This window comes from Pseudomonas sp. OA65 (assembly GCF_017498305.1).
Lineage (GTDB): Bacteria > Pseudomonadota > Gammaproteobacteria > Pseudomonadales > Pseudomonadaceae > Aquipseudomonas > Aquipseudomonas zanjanensis.
On record NZ_JAGDEZ010000012.1, the window covers coordinates 116,010 to 135,264 of the forward strand.

Below are 19,255 nucleotides of genomic sequence, written 5' to 3' on the forward strand. Positions count from 1 at the left end.
CAATCCGAGCAAAAAACTGATGTCGACCACCTGGCATGTCCTCGGGGCCGGCAGTCTCGGCACGTTGTGGGCCGCGCGCCTGGCCCGGGCCGGGTTGCCGGTGCGGTTGGTGCTGCGCAGCGAAGCGCGCTTGCAGGCCTACCGCAACGCCGGCGGCCTGACCCTGGTGGAACAAGGCCAGGCGCAGCGCTACCCGGTGCCGGGCGAAACGGCGGACAGCCCGGAGCCAATCAAGCGCCTGCTGTTGGCCTGCAAAGCCTACGACGCGGAAGCCGCCGTGGCCTCGGTGGCCCATCGCCTGAGCGCCGAGTCGGAACTGATCCTGTTGCAGAACGGCCTCGGCAGCCAGGACGCGGTGGCCAACTGTGTGCCCCAGGCCCGTTGCATCAGCGCCTCCAGCACCGAAGGCGCGTTCCGCGACGGTGACTGGCGTGTGGTGTTCGCCGGCCACGGCTATACCTGGCTGGGCGACCCGGCGCACCCGGTCGCGCCGTTCTGGCTGGACGACCTGACCGCCGCCGGCATTCCCCATGAATGGAGCGCCGACATCCTCACGCGCCTCTGGCGCAAGTTGGCGCTCAATTGCGCGATCAATCCACTGACCGTGCTGCATCACTGCAAGAACGGTGGCTTGCAGGAACACCGCTGCGAAGTCGCGACCTTGTGCGCGGAGCTCACTGACCTGCTCGAACGTTGCGGCCAGCCCGCGGCGGCCGAGGATTTGCAGCCGGAAGTCGAACGGGTGATCCAGGCCACGGCCGCCAATTACTCCTCGATGTACCAAGACGTGGCCAATCGGCGTCGCACCGAAATCAGCTACTTGCTCGGTTACGCCTGCAAGATCGCCCAACGCCACGAGCTGAGCGTGCCGCACCTGGAACAGCTGCGCCAGCGACTGATTGTCCACTTGGACAACCTCGGATTGCCCAGCGACTGAGCAGCGGCTACGCTGGCCTCGTGTTCCTTCTTAGCGACGAGTCTGATGCCATTGCGCCAGCGCCTTGAAAACCTCCCGGTCGGCCAGAAACTGCTGGCCGCCCTGTTGGTGTTGTTGACCACTGTCCTGCTGGTGGCCAACCTGACCTTTATCAGCGCCGCCTACTACATTTCCCAGGAAAGCATGGCGCCCCAGGCCCTGCAGACCATTGGCCGGCTGATCGCCAACCCGAGCCTGATCTCCGACGCCCTGCAATCGCCGCCAAGCGCCCAGCGCCTGCTCGACGAGCTCAACAGCTACGCACCGCTCAGGGCCGCGGCCTTGTACGATGGCCAGGGCGAACGCCTGGCACAACTGCAACAGGGCGAAAAGCTCAAGCTGCCGGACCATTACCGCAACATGCAGGCCTGGCAGGCCGGTGAGTTTCGCAGCAACCAGGTCATCACCCTGCCCCGCCCCGGCACGGCACCCGGCCATCTATTGCTGGTGGCCAGCAGCGAATTGCCGACCGCGTTCTACACCGGCACCCTGACCGCCAGTCTCGGCATCCTGATCTTCAGCGTGTTGCTGTGGTTGATCATTGCCCAGCAGATCAAACGCCTGATCACACAGCCGATTCATCAACTCGAAGAGCTGTCACGCCAAGTCACCCGCGAGGAGAACTATGCCCTGCGCGCCGCAAGGGGCAACCACGACGAGATCGGCAGCCTGGCCGAGGCATTCAATACCATGCTGTCGCGGATCGAAGCCCGAGAACAGCAACTCAAGCGCGCGCGGGACGACTCCCAGGCCGCCTACGACCAGGCCCAGGGCCTGGCGGAAGAAACCCGCCATACCAATCGCAAGCTGGAGTTGGAAGTCCAGGTACGAAGCAAGATCGAGAAAAAACTCACGGGCTTCCAGAACTACCTCAACAGCATCATCGACTCCATGCCGTCGGCGCTGATCGCCCTCGACGAGCAACTCTACGTGACCCAATGGAACCAGGAAGCCAGCGCCCTCTCCGGCACGCGCCTGGACGAAGCCCTGAACCAGCCGATCTTCCTCGCCTTCGAACCGCTCAAGCCGTACCTGCCCCAGCTCAAGCAGACCGTCGAGCAGCACACGGTGGCCAAGATCGAACGCGTCACCTGGACCAAGGACGACGAAGCCCGGCATTACGCCCTGACCTTCTACCCATTGATGGGCGGCGCCGGGCGTGGCGTGGTGATCCGCATCGATGACATCACCCAGCGCCTGTCGCTGGAAGAAATGATGGTGCAATCGGAGAAGATGCTCTCGGTCGGTGGCCTCGCGGCGGGCATGGCCCATGAAATCAACAATCCCTTGGGCGCCATCCTGCACAACGTGCAGAACATCCGTCGGCGGCTGTCACCGGAGTTGCCAAAGAACCTCGAACAGGCCGAGCAGTTGGGCATCGAACTGCCGGTGGTCAACCGCTACCTGGAAAGTCGCGAGATTCCGCAGTTGCTCGACGGCATCCAGCAGGCCGGCGCCCGGGCAGCGAAAATCGTTACCCACATGCTCAGTTTCAGCCGGCGCAGCACCCGGCAAATGGCGCCTTGTGACCTGCCCGCACTGATCGACCAGGCGGTGGAAATCGCCGGTAACGACTTCGACCTGGCGATCGGCTTCGACTTCAAGGGCCAGGCGATCATTCGCCAGTTCGACCCCAACCTGGGACCGGTGCCCGGCACGGCCAACGAACTGGAACAGGTGCTGCTCAACCTGCTGAAAAACGCCGCCCAAGCGATTCATCAGCGCCAGGACGACAGCGAACCCGGGCGCATTATCCTGCGCACACGGTTGAATCCGCCGTGGGCGGAAATCCAGGTCGAGGACAACGGCATCGGCATGAGCGAGAACGTGCGCAAGCGTACCTTCGAGCCCTTCTTCACCACCAAGGAGATCGGCCAGGGCACCGGCCTTGGGCTGTCGGTCTCGTATTTCATCATCACCAACAACCACAAGGGCCAGATGGAAGTGCAGTCGGCGCCGGGCCAAGGCACCTGCTTCACCTTGCGCCTGCCCCTGGCGGGCACTTCGATGGTGGCGCAGGAAAACAAACAACTGGAGCGCTGAGCATGGGCTTTCGCCTGTCGAAGATTTACACCCGCACCGGCGACAAAGGTGAAACCGGGTTGGGCGATGGTCGCCGCGTGGCAAAGGATCATCCACGGGTCGAGGCCATCGGCGAAGTGGACACACTGAACAGCCAACTGGGCTTGTTACTCGCCGGGCTCGCCGAGGAGTCCGTCCGGCATCCGGCGCTGGAAGAAGTCATCGCAGTGTTGGCGCCGTGTCAGCACCGGTTGTTCGACCTGGGTGGTGAGCTCGCGATGCCGGCGTACCAAGCCTTGAACGTGGCGGAAATCGAGCGGCTGGAAGCGGCGATTGACCTGTGGAATGAAGAATTGGGGCCGCTGGAAAATTTCATCCTGCCCGGTGGTTCGACGTTGATTGCCCAAGCCCACGTCTGTCGCAGCCTGGCCCGCAGCGCCGAACGTCGTTGCCAGCAATTGAACGCGGTGGAACCGCTGGCGGGGCCGGGGCTGGCCTATATCAATCGGTTATCAGATCTGCTGTTCGTGGCCGCGCGGGTCATTGCCCGGCGGCAAGGGGTGGCTGAGGTGCTTTGGGTGGCGGCGGCCAAGCCTGCGGATTGATCAGATAGGTGTAGTGCCTGTCAGGCCGTCTTCGCGAGCAGGCTCGCTCCCACAGTGGAGTTGTGTTGTGACCACTATCAATGCCACTCAACAGATCCCTGTGGGAGCGAGCCTGCTCGCGATGGCGTCAGCGGTTACACCACAGAATCAAGCCTCAGGCCAAAACGCCCGAATCCCCGCCACACCCTGCGCCCCGGCCTCCCAGGCTTTTTGCTGCTCGCCAGGCCCTACCCCGCCCAACAGATAGACCGGCCGGTTGAAGCCCTCGATCAACCGCGCCGCCTCCGCCCAGCCCAACGGCTGCGCATCGGGATGGGTCTGGGTCGGCTGCACCGGCGAGAGGGTGACGAAGTCCACATCCATCTGCTGCGCCAGGGACAGCTCCTCGGCGTTATGGCAGGAAGCCGCCAGCCAACGGTCCTTGCCGAACGGTCGGCCGGCCGCGGCGTGCTTGCGCAGTTGCGCAGCGGTAATGTGCCAGCCAGCGGAAGGAAAATCCCCCAGCCACTCGAACGGTCCCTTGAGCATCAGTTGGGCCTTGCCGGCACACAACCCCACCGCATCCACCGCCAGATCGCGGTATTGCGGGTCGTAGCCGTTGGGCGCACGCAACTGGACCAACTTGATCCCGCCGGCAATCGCCTTCTGCATGCCGCGCAGCAAGGCTGGCGTCTCAAGGCCTTCCGGGGTGATCAGGTATTCACCCGGCAAACGGGCCGCCGCGACGATCGGCTGGTTGGCCGCTGGAAACTCATGATTCGTCAGGTCGCGGGCCGTCACCCAGGCCAACGGTTGACCTTCGGCGCCATGGGGTTCGCCACTGAACGCCGAAACTTCCCAGACATCCAGCAACACCTGTTTGTCCGGATAATCGTGACACACCTTGATCAACGGCCGGGCGGCGTCGACGACAATGCCCAGTTCCTCATGAAGCTCGCGGGCCAGGGCCGTCTCGACGGATTCATCAGCCTCGACCTTGCCGCCAGGAAATTCCCACAGGCCACCCTGGTGTTGGGTGTCGGCCCGTCGGGCAATGAGGATCTTGCCGGCAGCGTCGCGGATCACCGCCGCCGCCACATGGACTCGTTTCACCGCGTAGTTTCCTCCAGGCCAGCTTGTTGCCACGCCTTGAACGCTGACCATTGATATAGGGTTTGGACGTAGGCCTCATCGACCTCCGGCAGTGCTACTTGATAAGTGCGCAAGCGTACGGCAACAGGGGCAAAAAATGCATCGGCCAGGCTTACGCGGCCAAACAGGTAAGGACCGGTTTCGGCCGCCGCCGCACGGCATTCGGCCCACAGCGCCAGCATCCGCTGGATGTCCGCCTGCACCTCGGATGGCATCGGTGACAGCGGCGCATCGTGCAGCAGATCCATGGGCATATGGTTGCGCAGGGCGAAAAAGCCGCTGTGCATCTGCGCACAGGCCGAGCGCGCCTGGGCCCGGGCAGCCACGTCCTTGGGCCAGAGATTGGCCTCGGGAAACTGTTCGGCCAGGTATTCTGCTATCGCCAGGGAATCGGCGATCACGCCGAATTCGGTCTTGAGCAATGGGACCTTGGCCGTGGCTGAATACTTGAGCAGCTTTTCACGGGTATCCGGCTGGCCGAGCCTGACCAACTCTTCGGTGTACTTCGCGCCGGTCAGCGCCAGGGCGAGCGCGCCGCGCATGGACCAGGAAGAGAGATCTTTGTCGCCGATGATCAGGTGCAGGCTCATGGGGATTCCTTTCTTGTGGTTCTGAGGTGTCTATACGGGCGCCATCGCGAGCAGGCTCGCTCCCACAGTGGATGTGTGTTGTGATCACTATCGATGTCACTCAACAAATTCCTGTGGGAGCGAGCCTGCTCGCGATAGGAGCGACTCGGTCCCGAGCGGTTTAAGTCCGGTACTCGGCGTTGATCTTGACGTACTCGTGGGACAGATCGGTGGTCCAGATCGTTTCGCTGCAATCGCCCCGTCCCAACTCGATACGGATAGTGATTTCTTCCTGCTGCATCACCGCCGCGCCTTGGGCTTCGGTGTAGGTCGCAGCGCGCGCACCTTGGCTGGCGATGCAGACCTCACCAAGGAACACGTCGATCTTGCTCACGTCCAGCTCAGGCACGCCGGCCCGGCCGACGGCGGCAAGGATCCGGCCCCAGTTCGGGTCGGAGGCGAACAGCGCGGTCTTGATCAGCGGCGAGTGCGCCACGGTGTAGCCGACATCCAGGCATTCCTGGTGATTACCACCGCCGTTGACCTGCACGGTCACGAACTTGGTCGCACCTTCGCCGTCACGGACGATGGCCTGGGCCACTTCCATGCACACGTCGAACACTGCCTGCTTCAGGGCGGTGAACAGCGGACCGCTGGCTTCGGTGATCTCCGGCAGGTTGGCCTGGCCGGTGGCGATCAGCATGCAGCAGTCATTAGTGGACGTGTCGCCATCGATGGTGATGCGGTTGAACGACTTGTTGGCGCCGTCGAGCATCAGGTCCTGCAGCACCTGGCGCGAGACCTTGGCGTCGGTGGCGATGTAGCCGAGCATGGTCGCCATGTTCGGGCGGATCATGCCGGCGCCTTTGCTGATGCCGGTGACGGTGATGGTCACGCCGTCATGCTGGAACTGGCGGCTCGCGCCCTTGGGCAGGGTGTCGGTGGTCATGATGCCGGTGGCGGCCGCGGCCCAGTTGTTTTCCGACAGGTCATCGAGGGCGGCTTGCAGGGCGCCTTCGATCTTCTCAACCGGCAGCGGTTCGCCGATCACCCCAGTGGAATACGGCAGCACTTGGCTGGCGTCGACGCCGGTCAGCTCAGCCAGCTTGGCGCAGGTGCGCTCGGCGGCGGCCAGGCCTGGCGCGCCGGTGCCGGCGTTGGCGTTGCCGGTGTTGGTCAGCAGGTAACGCACCGGCCCTTGCACGCGTTGCTTGGCCAGGATCACCGGCGCGGCACAGAAGGCGTTGAGGGTGAACACGCCCGCCACCGTCGAGCCTTCGGCGCAACGCATGACCACGACGTCCTTGCGCCCGGGGCGCTTGATGCCCGCCGAGGCAATACCGAGTTCAAAACCGGCAACCGGGTGCAACGTGGGCAACGGACCAAGACCAACAGCCATGAATGCGCTCCTAAATTAGATGTATATCGTTACCGCCTCAAACGGGACGGCGAATCAAATGGCAAAACGCCGCGACAGGGGTAACCTGCCGCGGCGCGGGTCGCTCAGCGTTGAGACGGGTTTATTGGATCTGCCCGTGGCAATGCTTGTATTTCTTGCCCGAACCGCAATAGCACAGTTCGTTGCGGCCCAGCTTCTGCTCGTTGCGCACTGGGGCGGTCGCCAAGGCGACATCCACATCGACGCCCTCTTCGGCAACCACTTCCAAGCCAGGGGCTTCGGCGTGTTCGAACTGCATGCGCGCGGCCAGGGCTTCGGCTTCCTGACGCAGGCGAGCTTCTTCCTCGGCCGGGTCTTCGCGGCGAACCTGAACGTGAGACAACACACGGATCGAGTCGCGCTTGATCGAATCGAGCAACTCGGAGAACAGCGTGTAGGACTCGCGCTTGTACTCCTGCTTCGGGTTCTTCTGGGCATAACCACGCAAATGGATACCGTGGCGCAGATGGTCCATGGTCGACAGGTGGTCTTTCCACAGGTCGTCCAGCACCCGCAGCACGATCTGCTTCTCGAAGGAACGCAGGGCCTCGGCGCCCGCCTGGTCTTCCTTCTCGTTGTAGGCAGCGATCAGTTCGGCCAGCAGTTTTTCGCGCAGGGTTTCTTCGTACAGGTGATCGTCTTCGTCGAGCCATTGCTGGATCGGCAAGGCCACGCCGAAATCGCTCTGCAAGGCGGCTTCCAGGCCAGCGACGTCCCACTGTTCCGGCAACGATTGCGGCGGGATGTGGGCGCTGACGGTGGCGTTGAGCACGTCCTGACGGAAATCGGCGATGGTTTCGCCAATGTTGTCGGCGGCCAACAAACTGTTACGCATGTGATAGATCACTTTACGCTGTTCGTTGTTGACGTCGTCGAACTCGAGCAATTGCTTGCGGATATCGAAGTTGCGGCCTTCGACCTTGCGCTGGGCCTTCTCGATGGCGTTGGTCACCATGCGGTGCTCGATCGCCTCGCCTGGCTGCATGCCCAGGGCCTTCATGAAGTTCTTCACCCGGTCAGAGGCGAAGATGCGCATCAGGCTGTCTTCCAGGGACAGGTAGAAACGGCTGGAACCGGCATCGCCCTGGCGACCGGCACGGCCACGCAGCTGGTTGTCGATACGACGGGATTCGTGACGCTCGGACGCGATCACCTGCAAGCCGCCAGATTCGAGCACCTGCTGGTGACGCTTCTGCCAGTCGGCCTTGATCTGCGCGATCTGCTCAGGCGTCGGGTTTTCCAGGCTGGCGACTTCCACTTCCCAGTTGCCGCCCAGCAGGATGTCGGTACCACGACCGGCCATGTTGGTGGCGATGGTCAGCGCACCCGGGCGACCGGCCTGGGCGATGATCTCGGCTTCCTTCTCGTGGAACTTGGCGTTGAGGACCTTGTGCTCGATGCCTTCCTTGTTGAGCAAGGCGGACATGTGCTCGGAGGTCTCGATGGTGGCGGTACCCACCAGGATCGGACGGCCCTGGGCCATGCCTTCCTTGATGTCGTTGATGATCGCCGCGTACTTCTCTTCGGCGGTCAGGAACACCAGGTCGTTGTAGTCTTTACGAGCCAGCGGCTTGTTCGGCGGAATCACCACCACTTGCAGGCCATAGATCTGGTGGAACTCGAACGCTTCGGTGTCCGCGGTACCGGTCATGCCGGACAGCTTGTTGTACAGGCGGAAGTAGTTCTGGAAGGTGGTCGAGGCCAGGGTCTGGCTCTCGGCCTGGATGTTAAGGCCTTCCTTGGCTTCGATGGCCTGGTGCAGGCCTTCGGACAGGCGACGGCCCGGCATGGTACGACCGGTGTGTTCGTCCACCAGCACGACTTGGCCGTCCTGCACGATGTATTCGACGTTGCGATGGAACAGCTTGTGGGCACGCAGGCCGGCATAGACGTGGGTCAACAGGCCCAGGTTATGGGCCGAGTACAGGCTCTCGCCTTCTGCCAGCAAGCCGACGCGGGTGAGCATTTCCTCGATGAACTGGTGACCGGCCTCGTTGAGTTCGACCTGGCGGGTCTTCTCGTCGACGGTATAGTGCCCGGCTTGGGTCACTTCGCCTTCGACTTCCTCGACGTGCAGCTTGAGCTGCGGGATCAGCTTGTTGATCTCGATGTACAGCTTGGAGCTGTCCTCGGCTTGACCGGAAATGATCAGCGGGGTACGGGCTTCGTCGATGAGGATGGAGTCGACTTCGTCGATCACGGCAAAGTTGAGTTCACGCTGGAATTTTTCTTCCATGCTGAACGCCATGTTGTCGCGCAGGTAGTCGAACCCGAATTCGTTGTTGGTGCCGTAGGTGATGTCGGCGGCATAGGCGGCGCGCTTCTCTTCCGGCGGCTGGAACGGCGTGACGACGCCGACGGTCAGGCCGAGGAATTCGTAGAGCGGGCGCATCCAGTTGGCGTCGCGGCGGGCCAGGTAGTCGTTGACCGTCACCACGTGCACGCCCTTGCCGGACAGTGCGTTGAGGTACACGCCCAGGGTCGCCACGAGGGTCTTGCCCTCACCGGTACGCATTTCGGCGATCTTGCCTTCGTGCAAGGTCATGCCGCCGATCAACTGGACGTCGAAGTGGCGCATGCCCATGACCCGCTTGCCGGCTTCACGGGCGACCGCAAAGGCTTCGGGCAGGAGTTGGTCAAGGGTTTCCCCCTTGGCGATGCGGTCCTTGAATTCGGCAGTCTTGGCGCGTAACTGATCGTCCGAAAGGGCCACCATTTGCTCTTCGAAGGCATTGACAGTCTGTACCGTCTTGAGCATGCGCTTGACTTCACGCTCGTTCTTGCTTCCAAAAAGTTTCTTTAACAAAGGCGCAAACATATCGGCAGGATCTTCCACACTAAAGGGATGGAGGGCGGCCCCATGAGTCGCCCGTGCAGCCCTCATGGCCGCATGCGAACGAGCATTCTACCCGGAAACGATGGAGAGGAAAGTGGCGTTATTCCACGATGCTGGCACAGCGCTGTGACGGGGCCACACTAAAATAAGGGCTTTTACGCGAACTTCAACCCGCAAGGTGCAGAAGTTACTCATTGATTATGTAGCTAAAAGCCGCTGGGCAAGAGGGTCGAGGCGCATCCGGCGCTTTCTGCTACCATGGCGCCTCTGTCATTTGCGGTATTCATTCATGGCCTTTCGCCCTCTTCCAGCCAAGGCACCCGCCGTTCTGCTGCGCGAAGCCAAGCCGCTGAAAGCCATCTTCGGCCACGCCCGGCGCCTGGGCCACCTGCAGCGCCTGCTGGACAGCCAGTTGCAACCGGCCGCGCGCGAACATTGCCACGTAGCGTCGTGGCGCGAAGGCAGTTTGCTGCTGATCGTCACGGACGGCCACTGGGCCACGCGCCTGCGTTACCAGCAAAAACGCTTGCTGCGCCAACTCCAGGCATTCGAAGAATTCGCCAACCTGACGCGGATCCTGTTCAAGGTCCAACCGCCCACCGTCCAGGCCGGCGCCAAGGGGCATACGCTGGACTTGTCCACCGACGCCGCCGCGACCATCCAGGCCACGGCGGACGGCATCACCGATCCTAACCTGCGGGCGGCGCTGGAGCGGTTGGCGGCCCATGCAAGGCCCAAGGATTGAGATTTTCGACGGCAGTTAGATAGCTATCGCGAGCAGGCTCGCTCCCACAGGTGACCTGCGGCGGACACTTATTTTGCGTACGCCCCCAACCCCTTGTGGGAGCGAGCCTGCTCGCGATAGCGGCGGGTCAGCCAGCCTATTTTTCGCCTGCCAGACCGCCTTCGCGAGCAAGCCCGCTCCCACAGGGAATCTCCAGCGGACGCACATTTTGCGTACGACATCGTTCCACTGTGGGAGCGAGCCTGCTCGCGATAGCGGCAGGTCAGCCAGCCTGTTTTTCGCCTGCCAGACCGCCTTCGCGAGCAGGCTCGCTCCCACAGGTGATCTGCGGCGGGCACTTATTTTGCGTACGACACCAACCCCTTGTGGGAGCGAGCCTGCTCGCGATAGCGGCAGGTCAGCCAGCCTATTTTTCGCCTGCCAGACCGCCTTCGCGAGCAGGCTCGCTCCCACAGGGAATCTTCAGCGGACGCACATTTTGCGTACCACATCGTTCCACTGTGGGAGCGGGCTTGCTCGCGAAGGGCGGCGACTCGGTCTCGACTACCGACGCCGCTTACTGCCCCCCAGCAACGACCCCATCAACCCACGCACCAACTGCCGGCCCAGTTGATTGGCCGCCTGGCGCATCGCCGATTTAAGTGCCTGGCCAGCCGCCGTGCCGAGGAACTCGCCGGCTTGTTCGGTGAAGCTGGGTTCTTCAGCCGCCGGCTTGCTCGGTGTCGCTTCGGCCTGGGGTTCCAGCCCCTTGCGCCCCATCAGCACTTCATAGGCGGACTCGCGATCAATCGGCTTGTCGTAGCGCCCTTGCAACGCTGAACTGGCGATCAGCCCGGCGCGCTCGGCCTCGCTCAATGGCCCGATCCGCGATTGCGGCGGCGCCACCAGCACGCGCTGGACCATCTCCGGCGTGCCTTTCTCCTGCAAGGTACCCACCAGGGCTTCACCGATGCCCAGTTCAGTCAGCACCGCCAGCGCATCGAACTGCGGGTTGGGCCGGAAACCGTCGGCCACCGCCCGCAGGGATTTCTGTTCCTTGGCCGTGAAGGCCCGCAACCCGTGCTGGATGCGCAAACCCAACTGCGCCAGCACGTCATCCGGCAAGTCGCCCGGCGACTGGGTCACGAAATACACCCCCACGCCCTTGGAGCGGATCAGCCGCACCACTTGCTCCAGGCGCTCCTGCAATGCCTTGGGCGTGCCGGCAAAGAGCAAGTGCGCCTCGTCGAAGAACAGCGCCAGCAGCGGCTTGTCCGCATCGCCGCGTTCGGGCAACTGCTCGAACAGCTCGGCCAGCAGCCATAACAGGAACGTCGCGTAGACCTTCGGCGCTTCATGGACCAGGCGGCTGGCGTCGAGTAAATGAATCCGGCCGCGGCCATCACTGGCCGGTTGCAGGATGTCTTCGAGCTGCAAGGCCGGTTCGCCGAACAACGCGTCCGCGCCCTGCTGTTCCAAGGTGGACAAGCGCCGCAGCAGCGCCTGGCTGGAGCCGGTGGTCATCAGCGCCGCGTCGTCCCCCAGCAACTCGGGGTTGTCCTTGAGATGATTGAGCAGTGCCTTCAGGTCCTTGAGGTCCAGCAGCAACAAGCCTTCGCGGTCGGCCACCTTGAACGCGGCATAGAGCGCCGACTGCTGGCTGTCCGTCAGTTCCAACAGACTGCCGATCAACAACGGGCCCATCTCACTCAGCGTAGTGCGCAGCGGATGACCGGACTGGCCGTGGATATCCCACAAGGTCACCGGATAAGCCTGGGGTTTGTGATTGAGCCAAGGCATGCCCGCGATACGTTCGGCGATTTTGCCCTGAGGATTGCCCGCCGCGCCGAGGCCGCACAGGTCACCCTTGATGTCCGCCGCGAACACCGCCACACCGGCATCGCTGAACATTTCCGCGAGGCGCTGCAAGGTGACGGTCTTGCCGGTACCGGTGGCGCCTGCCACCAGGCCATGGCGGTTCGCCAGGCGCATGGCCTGGCCGATGGGCTGGCCGCTGAGGTCGGCGCCGATAACGAGTTGCGATGAGTCAGGCATGTGGTCACCCGTGGTGTTTGCGATATGACGCCATTTTGCACGCATATATAAAAGCATGCCTGGGGCATTAAGGCCCTGGCGCTGGAAATAAAAACCGCATTTGACCGCACTCATGTGGCGAGGGAGCTTGCTCCCGCTGGGCTGCGCAGCGGCCCCAAAATCTTGGGAGCGCTTCGCACTGGAGCGCCAGCCCGGTCCAGCGGGAGCAAGCTCCCTCGCCACATATTCATTTGCATGACCGCTACGTCACCACAACCCCAACCGAACATCTATTCTTCATGAAGGTCAACACAGGAGAACACAGACCGGAGGGATGTTCATCGTGCATATAGCGGACATAACCATGTTCTACGCCCCCGCCAGCGGAGGCGTGCGCACTTATCTGGATGCCAAGCACCGGCGGCTGGGCGATCGGCCCGGTATACGCCATAGCCTGTTGATCCCCGGCGCGCATCTGAGCGAGCACGACGGAATCTACAAGGTTCCGGCCCCTGCGCTGCCGTTCGGCAAGGGCTATCGCTTCCCCCTTCGCCTGGCGCCGTGGCGCAATGTCCTGCGCGATCTGCAGCCAGACCTGATCGAGGTCGGCGATCCGTACCTCACCGCCTGGGCCGCATTGGATGCCCGTCGTCAGCTCGACGTGCCCGTCATCGGCTTCTATCACTCCGACCTGCCACTGCTGGTGAGCAACCGCATGGGCAACTGGTTCACCCCCAACATCGAAGCCTACGTCAGCAAGTTGTACGGCAACTTCGACCGGGTCCTGGCGCCCAGCCAGGTCATGGCCGACAAACTGACCGGGCTGGGGGTCAAGAACGTCTTCGTGCAACCCTTGGGCGTCGACCTGCAAACCTTCACCCCCGCCGCCCGCGACCCGGAACTGCGGGCCGAGCTGGGTATTGCCGAAGACACGCGCCTGCTGATTTTTGCCGGTCGTGGCTCCAAGGAAAAAAACCTGCCGGTGCTGCTCAAGTGCATGAAACGCCTGGGCGAGCGCTATCACCTGTTGTTGGTGGGCTCGTCGATGCCCGCCGTGGTGCCGGACAACGTCACGGTGGTCGATGAATTCTGCCCGGCACCACAAGTCGCCCGGCTCATGGCCAGCGCCGATGCCCTGCTGCACGCCGGTGACCAGGAAACCTTCGGCCTGGTGATCCTCGAAGCCATGGCCAGCGGTATTCCCGTGGTGGCCGTGGCAGCCGGAGCCTTCACCGAAATCGTCAACGAGGACTGTGGCCTGCTGTGCACGCCCAACAATCCACAGGCCATGGCCAACGCCGTGCGGCAACTGTTTGCCGAAGGCTGCCAACGCCGTGGCCTGCTGGCGCGCCGGCATGTGGAACGGCATTACGCTTGGGATACCGTAGTCAACAGTTTGCTGGGGCACTACTACGCCGTGCTCGGCGAACAGATGCCGTTGCTGGCCAATGGTTGAGGCGAGGTCCGTGCCGATGAGTTCCTCGCCTAGCGTGCTCTTGGTGCTGCACGACGTGGCGCCGCAAACCTGGCCCGACTACCAGCCCTTCGTCGAAGCTGTCGATACCCTCGGTCAGGTGCCGATGACCTGGCTGGTGGTGCCGGATTTTCATCGCAACAATGCCTTGGAGGCTCACCCCGGCTTTCGGCGCCTGCTCGACAGTCGGGTCGAGCGCGGCGATGAGCTGGTGTTGCATGGCTACTTCCATTGCGACGACGGCCCTGCTGCCCGTCATCCCAAGGACTGGTTCATGCGCCGGGTCTATACCCACGAAGGGGAGTTCTACAACCTGTCCGAACAAGCCGCCCTCGCCCGCCTGCGCGCCGGGATCGACACCTTTGAGCGTTACCACTGGCCGCTGGAAGGTTTCGTCGCCCCGGCCTGGTTGATGAGCGAAGGCACGCGCCAGGCATTGCGCCAGTTGCCGCTGAGCTACACCAGCGATACCCAGCACCTCTATCGCCTGCCCGACTTCACTGCCATCGACGCGCCGGGCCTGGTCTGGAGTGCCCGCAGCGCCTGGCGCCGTGGCCTGTCGAAAGTCATCAGCGACCAGCGTGAACAGCGCTGGCGCCAGGCCCCGGTGATTCGCCTGGGGCTGCACCCGGTGGACATGCGCCACGGTTTTTCCCGCAACTATTGGCTGCGCACCCTCGAACGCCTGCTCAGCGACGGTCGTGTGCCGATGACCAAGGTCGGCTGGCTGGCGACCCAGGGGCTGCTGGCCCGTAGCGCCGCATGAAGCGGCTGATCTGGCTGGGCGTCGCCCTGTTCACGGCGCTGTTGGTGCCGTTGTTGGTCGGGGGCGGGGAAATGTGGTCGCGGGTGCAGCGCTTTCCCCTGTCACTACTGCTGGCCATGCTCGGCATGATCGTGCTGTGCTGGGCTTTGAACTCTGTGCGTTTACGCCTACTGCTGGGTGAATACCGCGGGCGCATCGGCCGGTGGAAAAGCATGGGCGTGGTGATGTCCACCGAGTTCGCCATGTGCGCGACGCCCGGCGGCAGTGGCGGCCCACTGACGCTGATGGCCCTGCTGGCGCGCAACGGCGTACGCCCGGCCCACGGCAGCGCGGTGTTCGCCATGGATCAGCTGAGCGACTTGCTGTTCTTCCTCTGCGCCTTGGTGGGCATTCTGTTCTACGCGTTGTTCCAGAACCTCAGTCAGCGCTTGGAATGGATGCTGGCGTTGAGCGCGATCTCATTGTTTGGCGGGCTGCTCGGCTGCGTCCTGGTGGCCCGTTATCACCGTCGCCTGATCCTGCTCGGCGCTCGGGTGCTGCGGCACTTGCGGGTAAAGACCACTACCCGCCGACGCTGGGGTCGCAAGATTTTGAACTTCCTCGCGGCGTTCACCGACACCTTGAAATTGCCGCGCCAGACGTTGTACCAGGTCTTCGGCCTGACCTGCCTGCATTGGGCGTTGCGCTATAGCGTGTTGTACCTGGCCTTGAAGGGGCTGGGGGCGGATTTGCAGTGGGCCTGGAGCTTCCTGATTCAGATGCTGTCCTTGAGCGCGGGACAGTTCAGCCTGCTGCCGGGTGGCGCCGGGGCGGCCGAACTGACCTCGGCGGCGCTGCTGGCACCCATGGTGGGCAAGTCCACCGCCGCGGCGGCGATCCTGATCTGGCGGGCGGTGACCTATTACTTTTACCTGGTGGCCGGCGGGCCGGTGTTTTTCCTGATGGTCGGGCGGCCGTTGATCAAGAAGCTGATCAGGCTCAGGCAGGCCTGACCGGTCACGGCTTTTGTTCGGGCTCATCCTGGGGATGCAGTTGCTCCCACAATTGCGCGGCATCGGGAAAGTCGGTGCCATCCTCCGGGCTCAACGCGTCAGGATCGTAGCGGCTGAGGCAGCCTTCGCCCAGGGTCGCTGGAGCCTTGGAGGTGGCTTTGTCCAATGGATCGGTCATGGCGCAGCGTTGCTCCTTGAGCGGTATGAATCACTGTGGCGAGGGAGCTTGCTCCCGCTCGGCTGCGCAGCAGTCGTAAAGCCTGCCGACTCTCTTTCCCGGTGCAGATGTTGAATGGTTTTGGGTCTGCTTCGCAGCCCAGCGGGAGCAAGCTCCCTCGCCACAGGGACATCATAGTTCTTCAGAAAAAAAAGGCCTGGCGATCGCTCGTCCAGGCCCTTTGCAGTGTAGTCAGAAGACCACGGTCTTGTTGCCGTGCACCAGCACCCGGTCTTCCAGGTGATAACGCAAGCCACGGGCCAACACCATTTTCTCGACGTCACGGCCGAAACGCACCATGTCTTCGATGCTGTCGCTGTGGCTGACGCGCACCACGTCCTGCTCGATGATCGGGCCGGCATCCAGCTCTTCGGTCACGTAGTGACAGGTGGCGCCAATCAGCTTCACACCGCGCATCGACGCCTGGTGGTACGGCTTGGCCCCAACGAACGACGGCAGGAAACTGTGGTGGATGTTGATGACCTTATGGGCGTACTCGCTGCACAAGGCCGGCGGCAGGATTTGCATGTAGCGGGCCAGCACCACCACTTCGGCGTCGTGCTGCTTGACCAACCGCGAGACTTCGGCGAAGGCCGGCTGCTTGTCTTGCGGGTTGACCGGTACGTGGTAGTACGGGATGCCGTGCCATTCCACCATGCTGCGCAAGTCATCATGGTTGGAGATCACACAGGCGATGTCGCAATCGAGCTCATCGCTGTGCCAGCGGTGCAACAGGTCAGCCAGGCAATGGGACTCGCGGCTGGCCATCAACACCACGCGTTTTTTCTGCGCGGTGTCGGTGATGCGCCAGTCCATCGAGAACTCTTGGGCAATGGGTGCGAACGCTTCACGGAAGGCTTCGATACCGAAGGGCAGCGAGTCGGCACGGATCTCGTGACGCATGAAAAACCAACCGCTTTGATTGTCCGAGTGATGGCTCGCTTCGGTGATCCAGCCGTTATGGGACGCCAGAAAGTTACTGACTTTAGCAACGATGCCGACGCGGTCCGGGCAAGCAATCACCAGACGAAAAGTGCGCATTAGGGAAACTCCAGAACTTCGCAAAGGCGGCCATTCTAGCCATTGCGCGGCAAAACTGCAGTATCGATGACACGCCGGATCCTGGTCGACCGCCCCAGGCCATGGCCTGCGAGGCCTGGCAAGGCAGGCTATATGTGTGAATAGATGCGAAGACACTGTCACGGTATTTAACTGCAACAGGCATTTTTGTGGCGCAGCACTAATATTAAATAAAACACCGGTTAAATGTTTACTTGATGAAACTGTCTGATTACTATTGCCGCACTGTCTCCTTGTCACCCGCGTCCTACATAAGGTAGTCCACATGTCCTTGATCAATGAATACCGCGCCACAGAAGAAGCCATCAAAGAACTGCAAGCACGCCTGAAAAATCTGTCGCAAGACGACAAACTGCAAACCGAGCTGGAATTCGAAGGCAAACTGCGCACGCTGATGGGCGAATACTCCAAGTCGCTGCGTGACATCATTGCCCTGCTGGATCCAGAAGCCAAGTCGAGCAAAGCACCACGCGGCGCCGTCAAAACTACCGGCACCAAGCGCGCTCGCAAAGTTAAGCAATACAAGAACCCGCACAACGGCGAAGTCATCGAAACCAAAGGTGGCAACCACAAGACTCTGAAAGAGTGGAAAGCCAAGTGGGGCGGTGACGTGGTAGAAGGCTGGGCAACCCTGCTGGGCTAAGCCTTACCGCGTCGCAAGCTTCTTTGCGAACAAAAAACGCCAGCGATTGCTGGCGTTTTTTTATGCCTCATCTTTTCAAATCATTGCGGCTCAAGGCTTAAACGTTTGCGCAATTGTTGGCTATAGCCTTGCCACTCCACGAGCACTTCTCGCTGCATGGGTGTAGACAGAGCCAGCCATTCGCCCATCGCCTCGTCAAAACTTTGCAAGGTATTAGGTGCTCCCCATTCCGGGGCTGACAGACGTTGCTGACAGAAAAGTCTCCAACGCCCCTGTTCTTCGGCATTCAAGGTGTCTGGAAAGTTGCGTGCGCGATATCGGAACAATAGTTCCGGCAGACGCTCATCATCGAAAGGCCAGTGCTCTTGAGCCAATTGCGCCGGGTCCGCCAAGCGCACTTGTTCACATAAACGCCGATCCCGGTCGCCCAAGAAGCCCGCGTATAACTGTTGCTCGGGATCGTCGCTGGCGGTGAAATCCTCGCGACCATAAATAGCCTGAAGTTTATCCTGCCAAACTTTCTGTGCGTCATTTAGCCGCAATGCCCGCTGTTGATAGCCTTCCATGTCCAGTTCCAGTCGCTGCTGGTCCTCGACGCGCAATACCGACAACGGCGCGACTACCGGGCACTTGTTGATATGGATGAGCTTGAGCGGTACCGGCAACTCACCTTCGAGCAGTTCTTCACGGCGGGTATACAACCGCTGGCGCAGGGTTTCGGCGTCCTGATCCAACAAGCCCTGAGGGTCCAGATGCAGGTCGCAGACAATCAGGGCGTTGCGGTTTTTCGGGTGCCAGGCCAGGGGCAGGACCACGCCGATGTAGTTGCGCGCCGCCGAGAAGCGCCCGGAAATATGCACCATCGGCTGCAACAGGCGGATCTGGTCCATCACCTTCTGTTTGCTGCGCAACTGGAACAGCCAGTCGTAGAGTCGGGGCTGCTGCTGACGGATCAGGCGGGCCAAGGCGATGGTCGCGCGCACATCCGACAACGCATCGTGGGCCTGGCCATGATCGATGCCGTTGGCGGCGGTCAAACGCTCGAGCTTGAGGCTGACGCGACCGTCTTCCTGCGGCCAGACAATGCCTTGCGGGCGCAGCGCATAGGCCGCGCGCACCAGATCGATCAAGTCCCAGCGACTGTTGCCGCCCTGCCACTCCCGCGCGTACGGGTCGAAGAAATTCCGATAGAGGCTGTAGCGGGTCATTTCATCGTCGAAGCGCAGGGTGTTGTAGCCGGCCCCACAGGTACCGGGCGCGGCCAGTTGTTCGTGGACACGGGTCATGAAATCGGCTTCGCTCAAGCCTTTTTCGGCCAGGCAGGTCGGGGTGATGCCGGTAATCGCACAGGCCGCCGGGTGCGGCAGGATGTCATCGCTGGGCCGGCAATACAGGTTCACCGGTTCGTCGATTTCGTTGAGCTCGAAATCGGTACGGATACCCGCCACCTGCAAGGGTCGGTCGCAACGCGGGTTGATGCCGGTGGTTTCGTAGTCGTACCAGAAGATGGAAGTCACGGGCTATTCCTGAACTGAAGACTGGCGAAGTCTAGGCGCTCGAACCCGCCTGCGACCAGCAGTGCTGTAACTTTTCAATGCCAACACGAGGCGCTTACACAGATCATGCTGTTCATTTAAGGCATTCAATAAACCCGTGGCGAGGGAGCTTGCTCCCGCTTGAGTGCGAAGCGCTCACAAAAGGGGCCGCTACGCAGCCCAGCGGGAGCAAGCTCCCTCGCCACAGGTTCA

Annotated in this window: 16 protein-coding genes; 8 read left to right on the forward strand and 8 right to left on the reverse strand. The window is 62.1% G+C overall.

What is annotated here, in order from left to right:
* The first annotated feature begins 19 nt into the window (after positions 1 to 19).
* Genes J3361_RS13155 through J3361_RS13165 form a run of 3 tightly spaced genes read left to right on the forward strand, consistent with a single transcriptional unit; the run spans position 20 to position 3,603 of the window.
* Positions 20 to 937: a putative 2-dehydropantoate 2-reductase gene (locus J3361_RS13155; RefSeq protein WP_207964943.1), complete on the forward strand. Its 918-nt coding sequence runs from the start codon at positions 20 to 22 to the stop codon at positions 935 to 937.
* 45 nt (positions 938 to 982) lie between these two features.
* Positions 983 to 3,019, forward strand: coding sequence for a HAMP domain-containing sensor histidine kinase (locus tag J3361_RS13160; protein WP_207964944.1), 2,037 nt, complete (start codon positions 983 to 985; stop codon positions 3,017 to 3,019).
* 2 nt (positions 3,020 to 3,021) lie between these two features.
* Entirely contained in the window at positions 3,022 to 3,603 is a 582-nt protein-coding gene (locus J3361_RS13165; RefSeq protein WP_207964945.1) for a cob(I)yrinic acid a,c-diamide adenosyltransferase, read from the forward strand.
* A gap of 147 nt (positions 3,604 to 3,750) precedes the next feature.
* On the opposite strand, the gene J3361_RS13170 is transcribed toward J3361_RS13165, so the two are convergent.
* The 4 genes from J3361_RS13170 to secA all read right to left on the reverse strand — a co-directional run bounded on the left by J3361_RS13170 (position 3,751) and on the right by secA (position 9,559).
* A complete protein-coding gene (locus tag J3361_RS13170; protein WP_207964946.1) occupies positions 3,751 to 4,695 on the reverse strand; it encodes a Nudix family hydrolase in 945 nt (314 codons plus the stop codon).
* Complete coding sequence (locus J3361_RS13175) at positions 4,692 to 5,324, reverse strand: glutathione S-transferase family protein (RefSeq protein WP_207964947.1); 633 nt, start codon at positions 5,322 to 5,324, stop codon at positions 4,692 to 4,694. Before J3361_RS13175 ends, J3361_RS13170 begins: the two co-directional genes overlap by 4 nt.
* 160 nt (positions 5,325 to 5,484) lie before the next feature.
* Positions 5,485 to 6,702, reverse strand: a complete 1,218-nt coding sequence (gene argJ / locus J3361_RS13180) for a bifunctional glutamate N-acetyltransferase/amino-acid acetyltransferase ArgJ (protein ID WP_207964948.1) — start codon at positions 6,700 to 6,702, stop codon at positions 5,485 to 5,487.
* A 121-nt stretch (positions 6,703 to 6,823) separates the two neighbouring features.
* Positions 6,824 to 9,559, reverse strand: coding sequence for a preprotein translocase subunit SecA (gene secA / locus J3361_RS13185; RefSeq protein WP_186706369.1), 2,736 nt, complete (start codon positions 9,557 to 9,559; stop codon positions 6,824 to 6,826).
* Between the two features lie 307 nt (positions 9,560 to 9,866).
* On the opposite strand from secA, the gene J3361_RS13190 reads away from it, so the two are divergent.
* Positions 9,867 to 10,322 (forward strand): DciA family protein, encoded by a 456-nt coding sequence (locus tag J3361_RS13190; protein WP_207964949.1) that lies wholly within the window; start codon positions 9,867 to 9,869, stop codon positions 10,320 to 10,322.
* Positions 10,323 to 10,865: 543 nt separating this feature from the next.
* Here the strand turns inward: J3361_RS13190 and J3361_RS13195 are convergent.
* The gene (locus J3361_RS13195; RefSeq protein ID WP_207964950.1) at positions 10,866 to 12,356 is read right to left on the reverse strand and encodes a helicase HerA-like domain-containing protein; all 1,491 of its coding nucleotides are present in this window, start codon (positions 12,354 to 12,356) and stop codon (positions 10,866 to 10,868) included.
* A gap of 313 nt (positions 12,357 to 12,669) precedes the next feature.
* Between J3361_RS13195 and J3361_RS13200 the strand changes: the two genes are divergently transcribed.
* From J3361_RS13200 to J3361_RS13210, 3 genes are read left to right on the forward strand one after another with little or no spacing between them, the layout of a single operon-like run.
* The gene (locus J3361_RS13200; RefSeq protein ID WP_053124652.1) at positions 12,670 to 13,791 is read left to right on the forward strand and encodes a glycosyltransferase family 1 protein; all 1,122 of its coding nucleotides are present in this window, start codon (positions 12,670 to 12,672) and stop codon (positions 13,789 to 13,791) included.
* The gene (locus J3361_RS13205; protein ID WP_207964951.1) at positions 13,784 to 14,575 is read left to right on the forward strand and encodes a DUF2334 domain-containing protein; all 792 of its coding nucleotides are present in this window, start codon (positions 13,784 to 13,786) and stop codon (positions 14,573 to 14,575) included. The genes J3361_RS13200 and J3361_RS13205 overlap by 8 nt, the downstream gene beginning before the upstream one ends.
* On the forward strand, positions 14,572 to 15,567 hold the full coding sequence (locus tag J3361_RS13210) for a lysylphosphatidylglycerol synthase transmembrane domain-containing protein (protein ID WP_207964952.1): 996 nt from the start codon (positions 14,572 to 14,574) through the stop codon (positions 15,565 to 15,567). Before J3361_RS13205 ends, J3361_RS13210 begins: the two co-directional genes overlap by 4 nt.
* Before the next feature lie 4 nt (positions 15,568 to 15,571).
* Here the strand turns inward: J3361_RS13210 and J3361_RS13215 are convergent, their stop codons facing one another.
* Together J3361_RS13215 and purU are read right to left on the reverse strand one after the other, a co-directional pair.
* Positions 15,572 to 15,745 (reverse strand): hypothetical protein, encoded by a 174-nt coding sequence (locus J3361_RS13215; RefSeq protein ID WP_207964953.1) that lies wholly within the window; start codon positions 15,743 to 15,745, stop codon positions 15,572 to 15,574.
* A gap of 231 nt (positions 15,746 to 15,976) precedes the next feature.
* Positions 15,977 to 16,825 carry a formyltetrahydrofolate deformylase gene (gene purU, locus J3361_RS13220; RefSeq protein ID WP_207964954.1) on the reverse strand — a complete coding sequence of 283 codons (849 nt, stop codon included), beginning with the start codon at positions 16,823 to 16,825 and terminating at the stop codon, positions 15,977 to 15,979.
* Between the two features lie 304 nt (positions 16,826 to 17,129).
* On the opposite strand from purU, the gene mvaT reads away from it, so the two are divergent.
* Positions 17,130 to 17,507, forward strand: a complete 378-nt coding sequence (mvaT, locus tag J3361_RS13225; RefSeq protein ID WP_003205091.1) for a histone-like nucleoid-structuring protein MvaT — start codon at positions 17,130 to 17,132, stop codon at positions 17,505 to 17,507.
* Positions 17,508 to 17,587: 80 nt separating this feature from the next.
* On the opposite strand, the gene sbcB is transcribed toward mvaT, so the two are convergent.
* Entirely contained in the window at positions 17,588 to 19,024 is a 1,437-nt protein-coding gene (gene sbcB, locus J3361_RS13230; protein ID WP_207964955.1) for an exodeoxyribonuclease I, read from the reverse strand.
* Positions 19,025 to 19,255 lie beyond the last annotated feature (231 nt).

Bases quoted from the DNA above. Each gene is read 5' to 3' on its own strand.
- purU (WP_207964954.1), bottom strand. From the start codon at position 16,825: ATGCGCACTTTTCGTCTGGTGATTGCTTGCCCGGACCGCGTCGGCATC.
- J3361_RS13215 (WP_207964953.1), bottom strand. From the start codon at position 15,745: ATGACCGATCCATTGGACAAAGCCACCTCCAAGGCTCCAGCGACCCTG.
- J3361_RS13200 (WP_053124652.1), top strand. From the start codon at position 12,670: ATGTTCATCGTGCATATAGCGGACATAACCATGTTCTACGCCCCCGCC.
- J3361_RS13210 (WP_207964952.1), top strand. From the start codon at position 14,572: ATGAAGCGGCTGATCTGGCTGGGCGTCGCCCTGTTCACGGCGCTGTTG.
- J3361_RS13155 (WP_207964943.1), top strand. From the start codon at position 20: ATGTCGACCACCTGGCATGTCCTCGGGGCCGGCAGTCTCGGCACGTTG.
- J3361_RS13165 (WP_207964945.1), top strand. From the start codon at position 3,022: ATGGGCTTTCGCCTGTCGAAGATTTACACCCGCACCGGCGACAAAGGT.
- argJ (WP_207964948.1), bottom strand. From the start codon at position 6,702: ATGGCTGTTGGTCTTGGTCCGTTGCCCACGTTGCACCCGGTTGCCGGT.
- J3361_RS13175 (WP_207964947.1), bottom strand. From the start codon at position 5,324: ATGAGCCTGCACCTGATCATCGGCGACAAAGATCTCTCTTCCTGGTCC.
- J3361_RS13195 (WP_207964950.1), bottom strand. From the start codon at position 12,356: ATGCCTGACTCATCGCAACTCGTTATCGGCGCCGACCTCAGCGGCCAG.
- mvaT (WP_003205091.1), top strand. From the start codon at position 17,130: ATGTCCTTGATCAATGAATACCGCGCCACAGAAGAAGCCATCAAAGAA.
- secA (WP_186706369.1), bottom strand. From the start codon at position 9,559: ATGTTTGCGCCTTTGTTAAAGAAACTTTTTGGAAGCAAGAACGAGCGT.
- J3361_RS13205 (WP_207964951.1), top strand. From the start codon at position 13,784: ATGGTTGAGGCGAGGTCCGTGCCGATGAGTTCCTCGCCTAGCGTGCTC.
- J3361_RS13190 (WP_207964949.1), top strand. From the start codon at position 9,867: ATGGCCTTTCGCCCTCTTCCAGCCAAGGCACCCGCCGTTCTGCTGCGC.
- J3361_RS13160 (WP_207964944.1), top strand. From the start codon at position 983: ATGCCATTGCGCCAGCGCCTTGAAAACCTCCCGGTCGGCCAGAAACTG.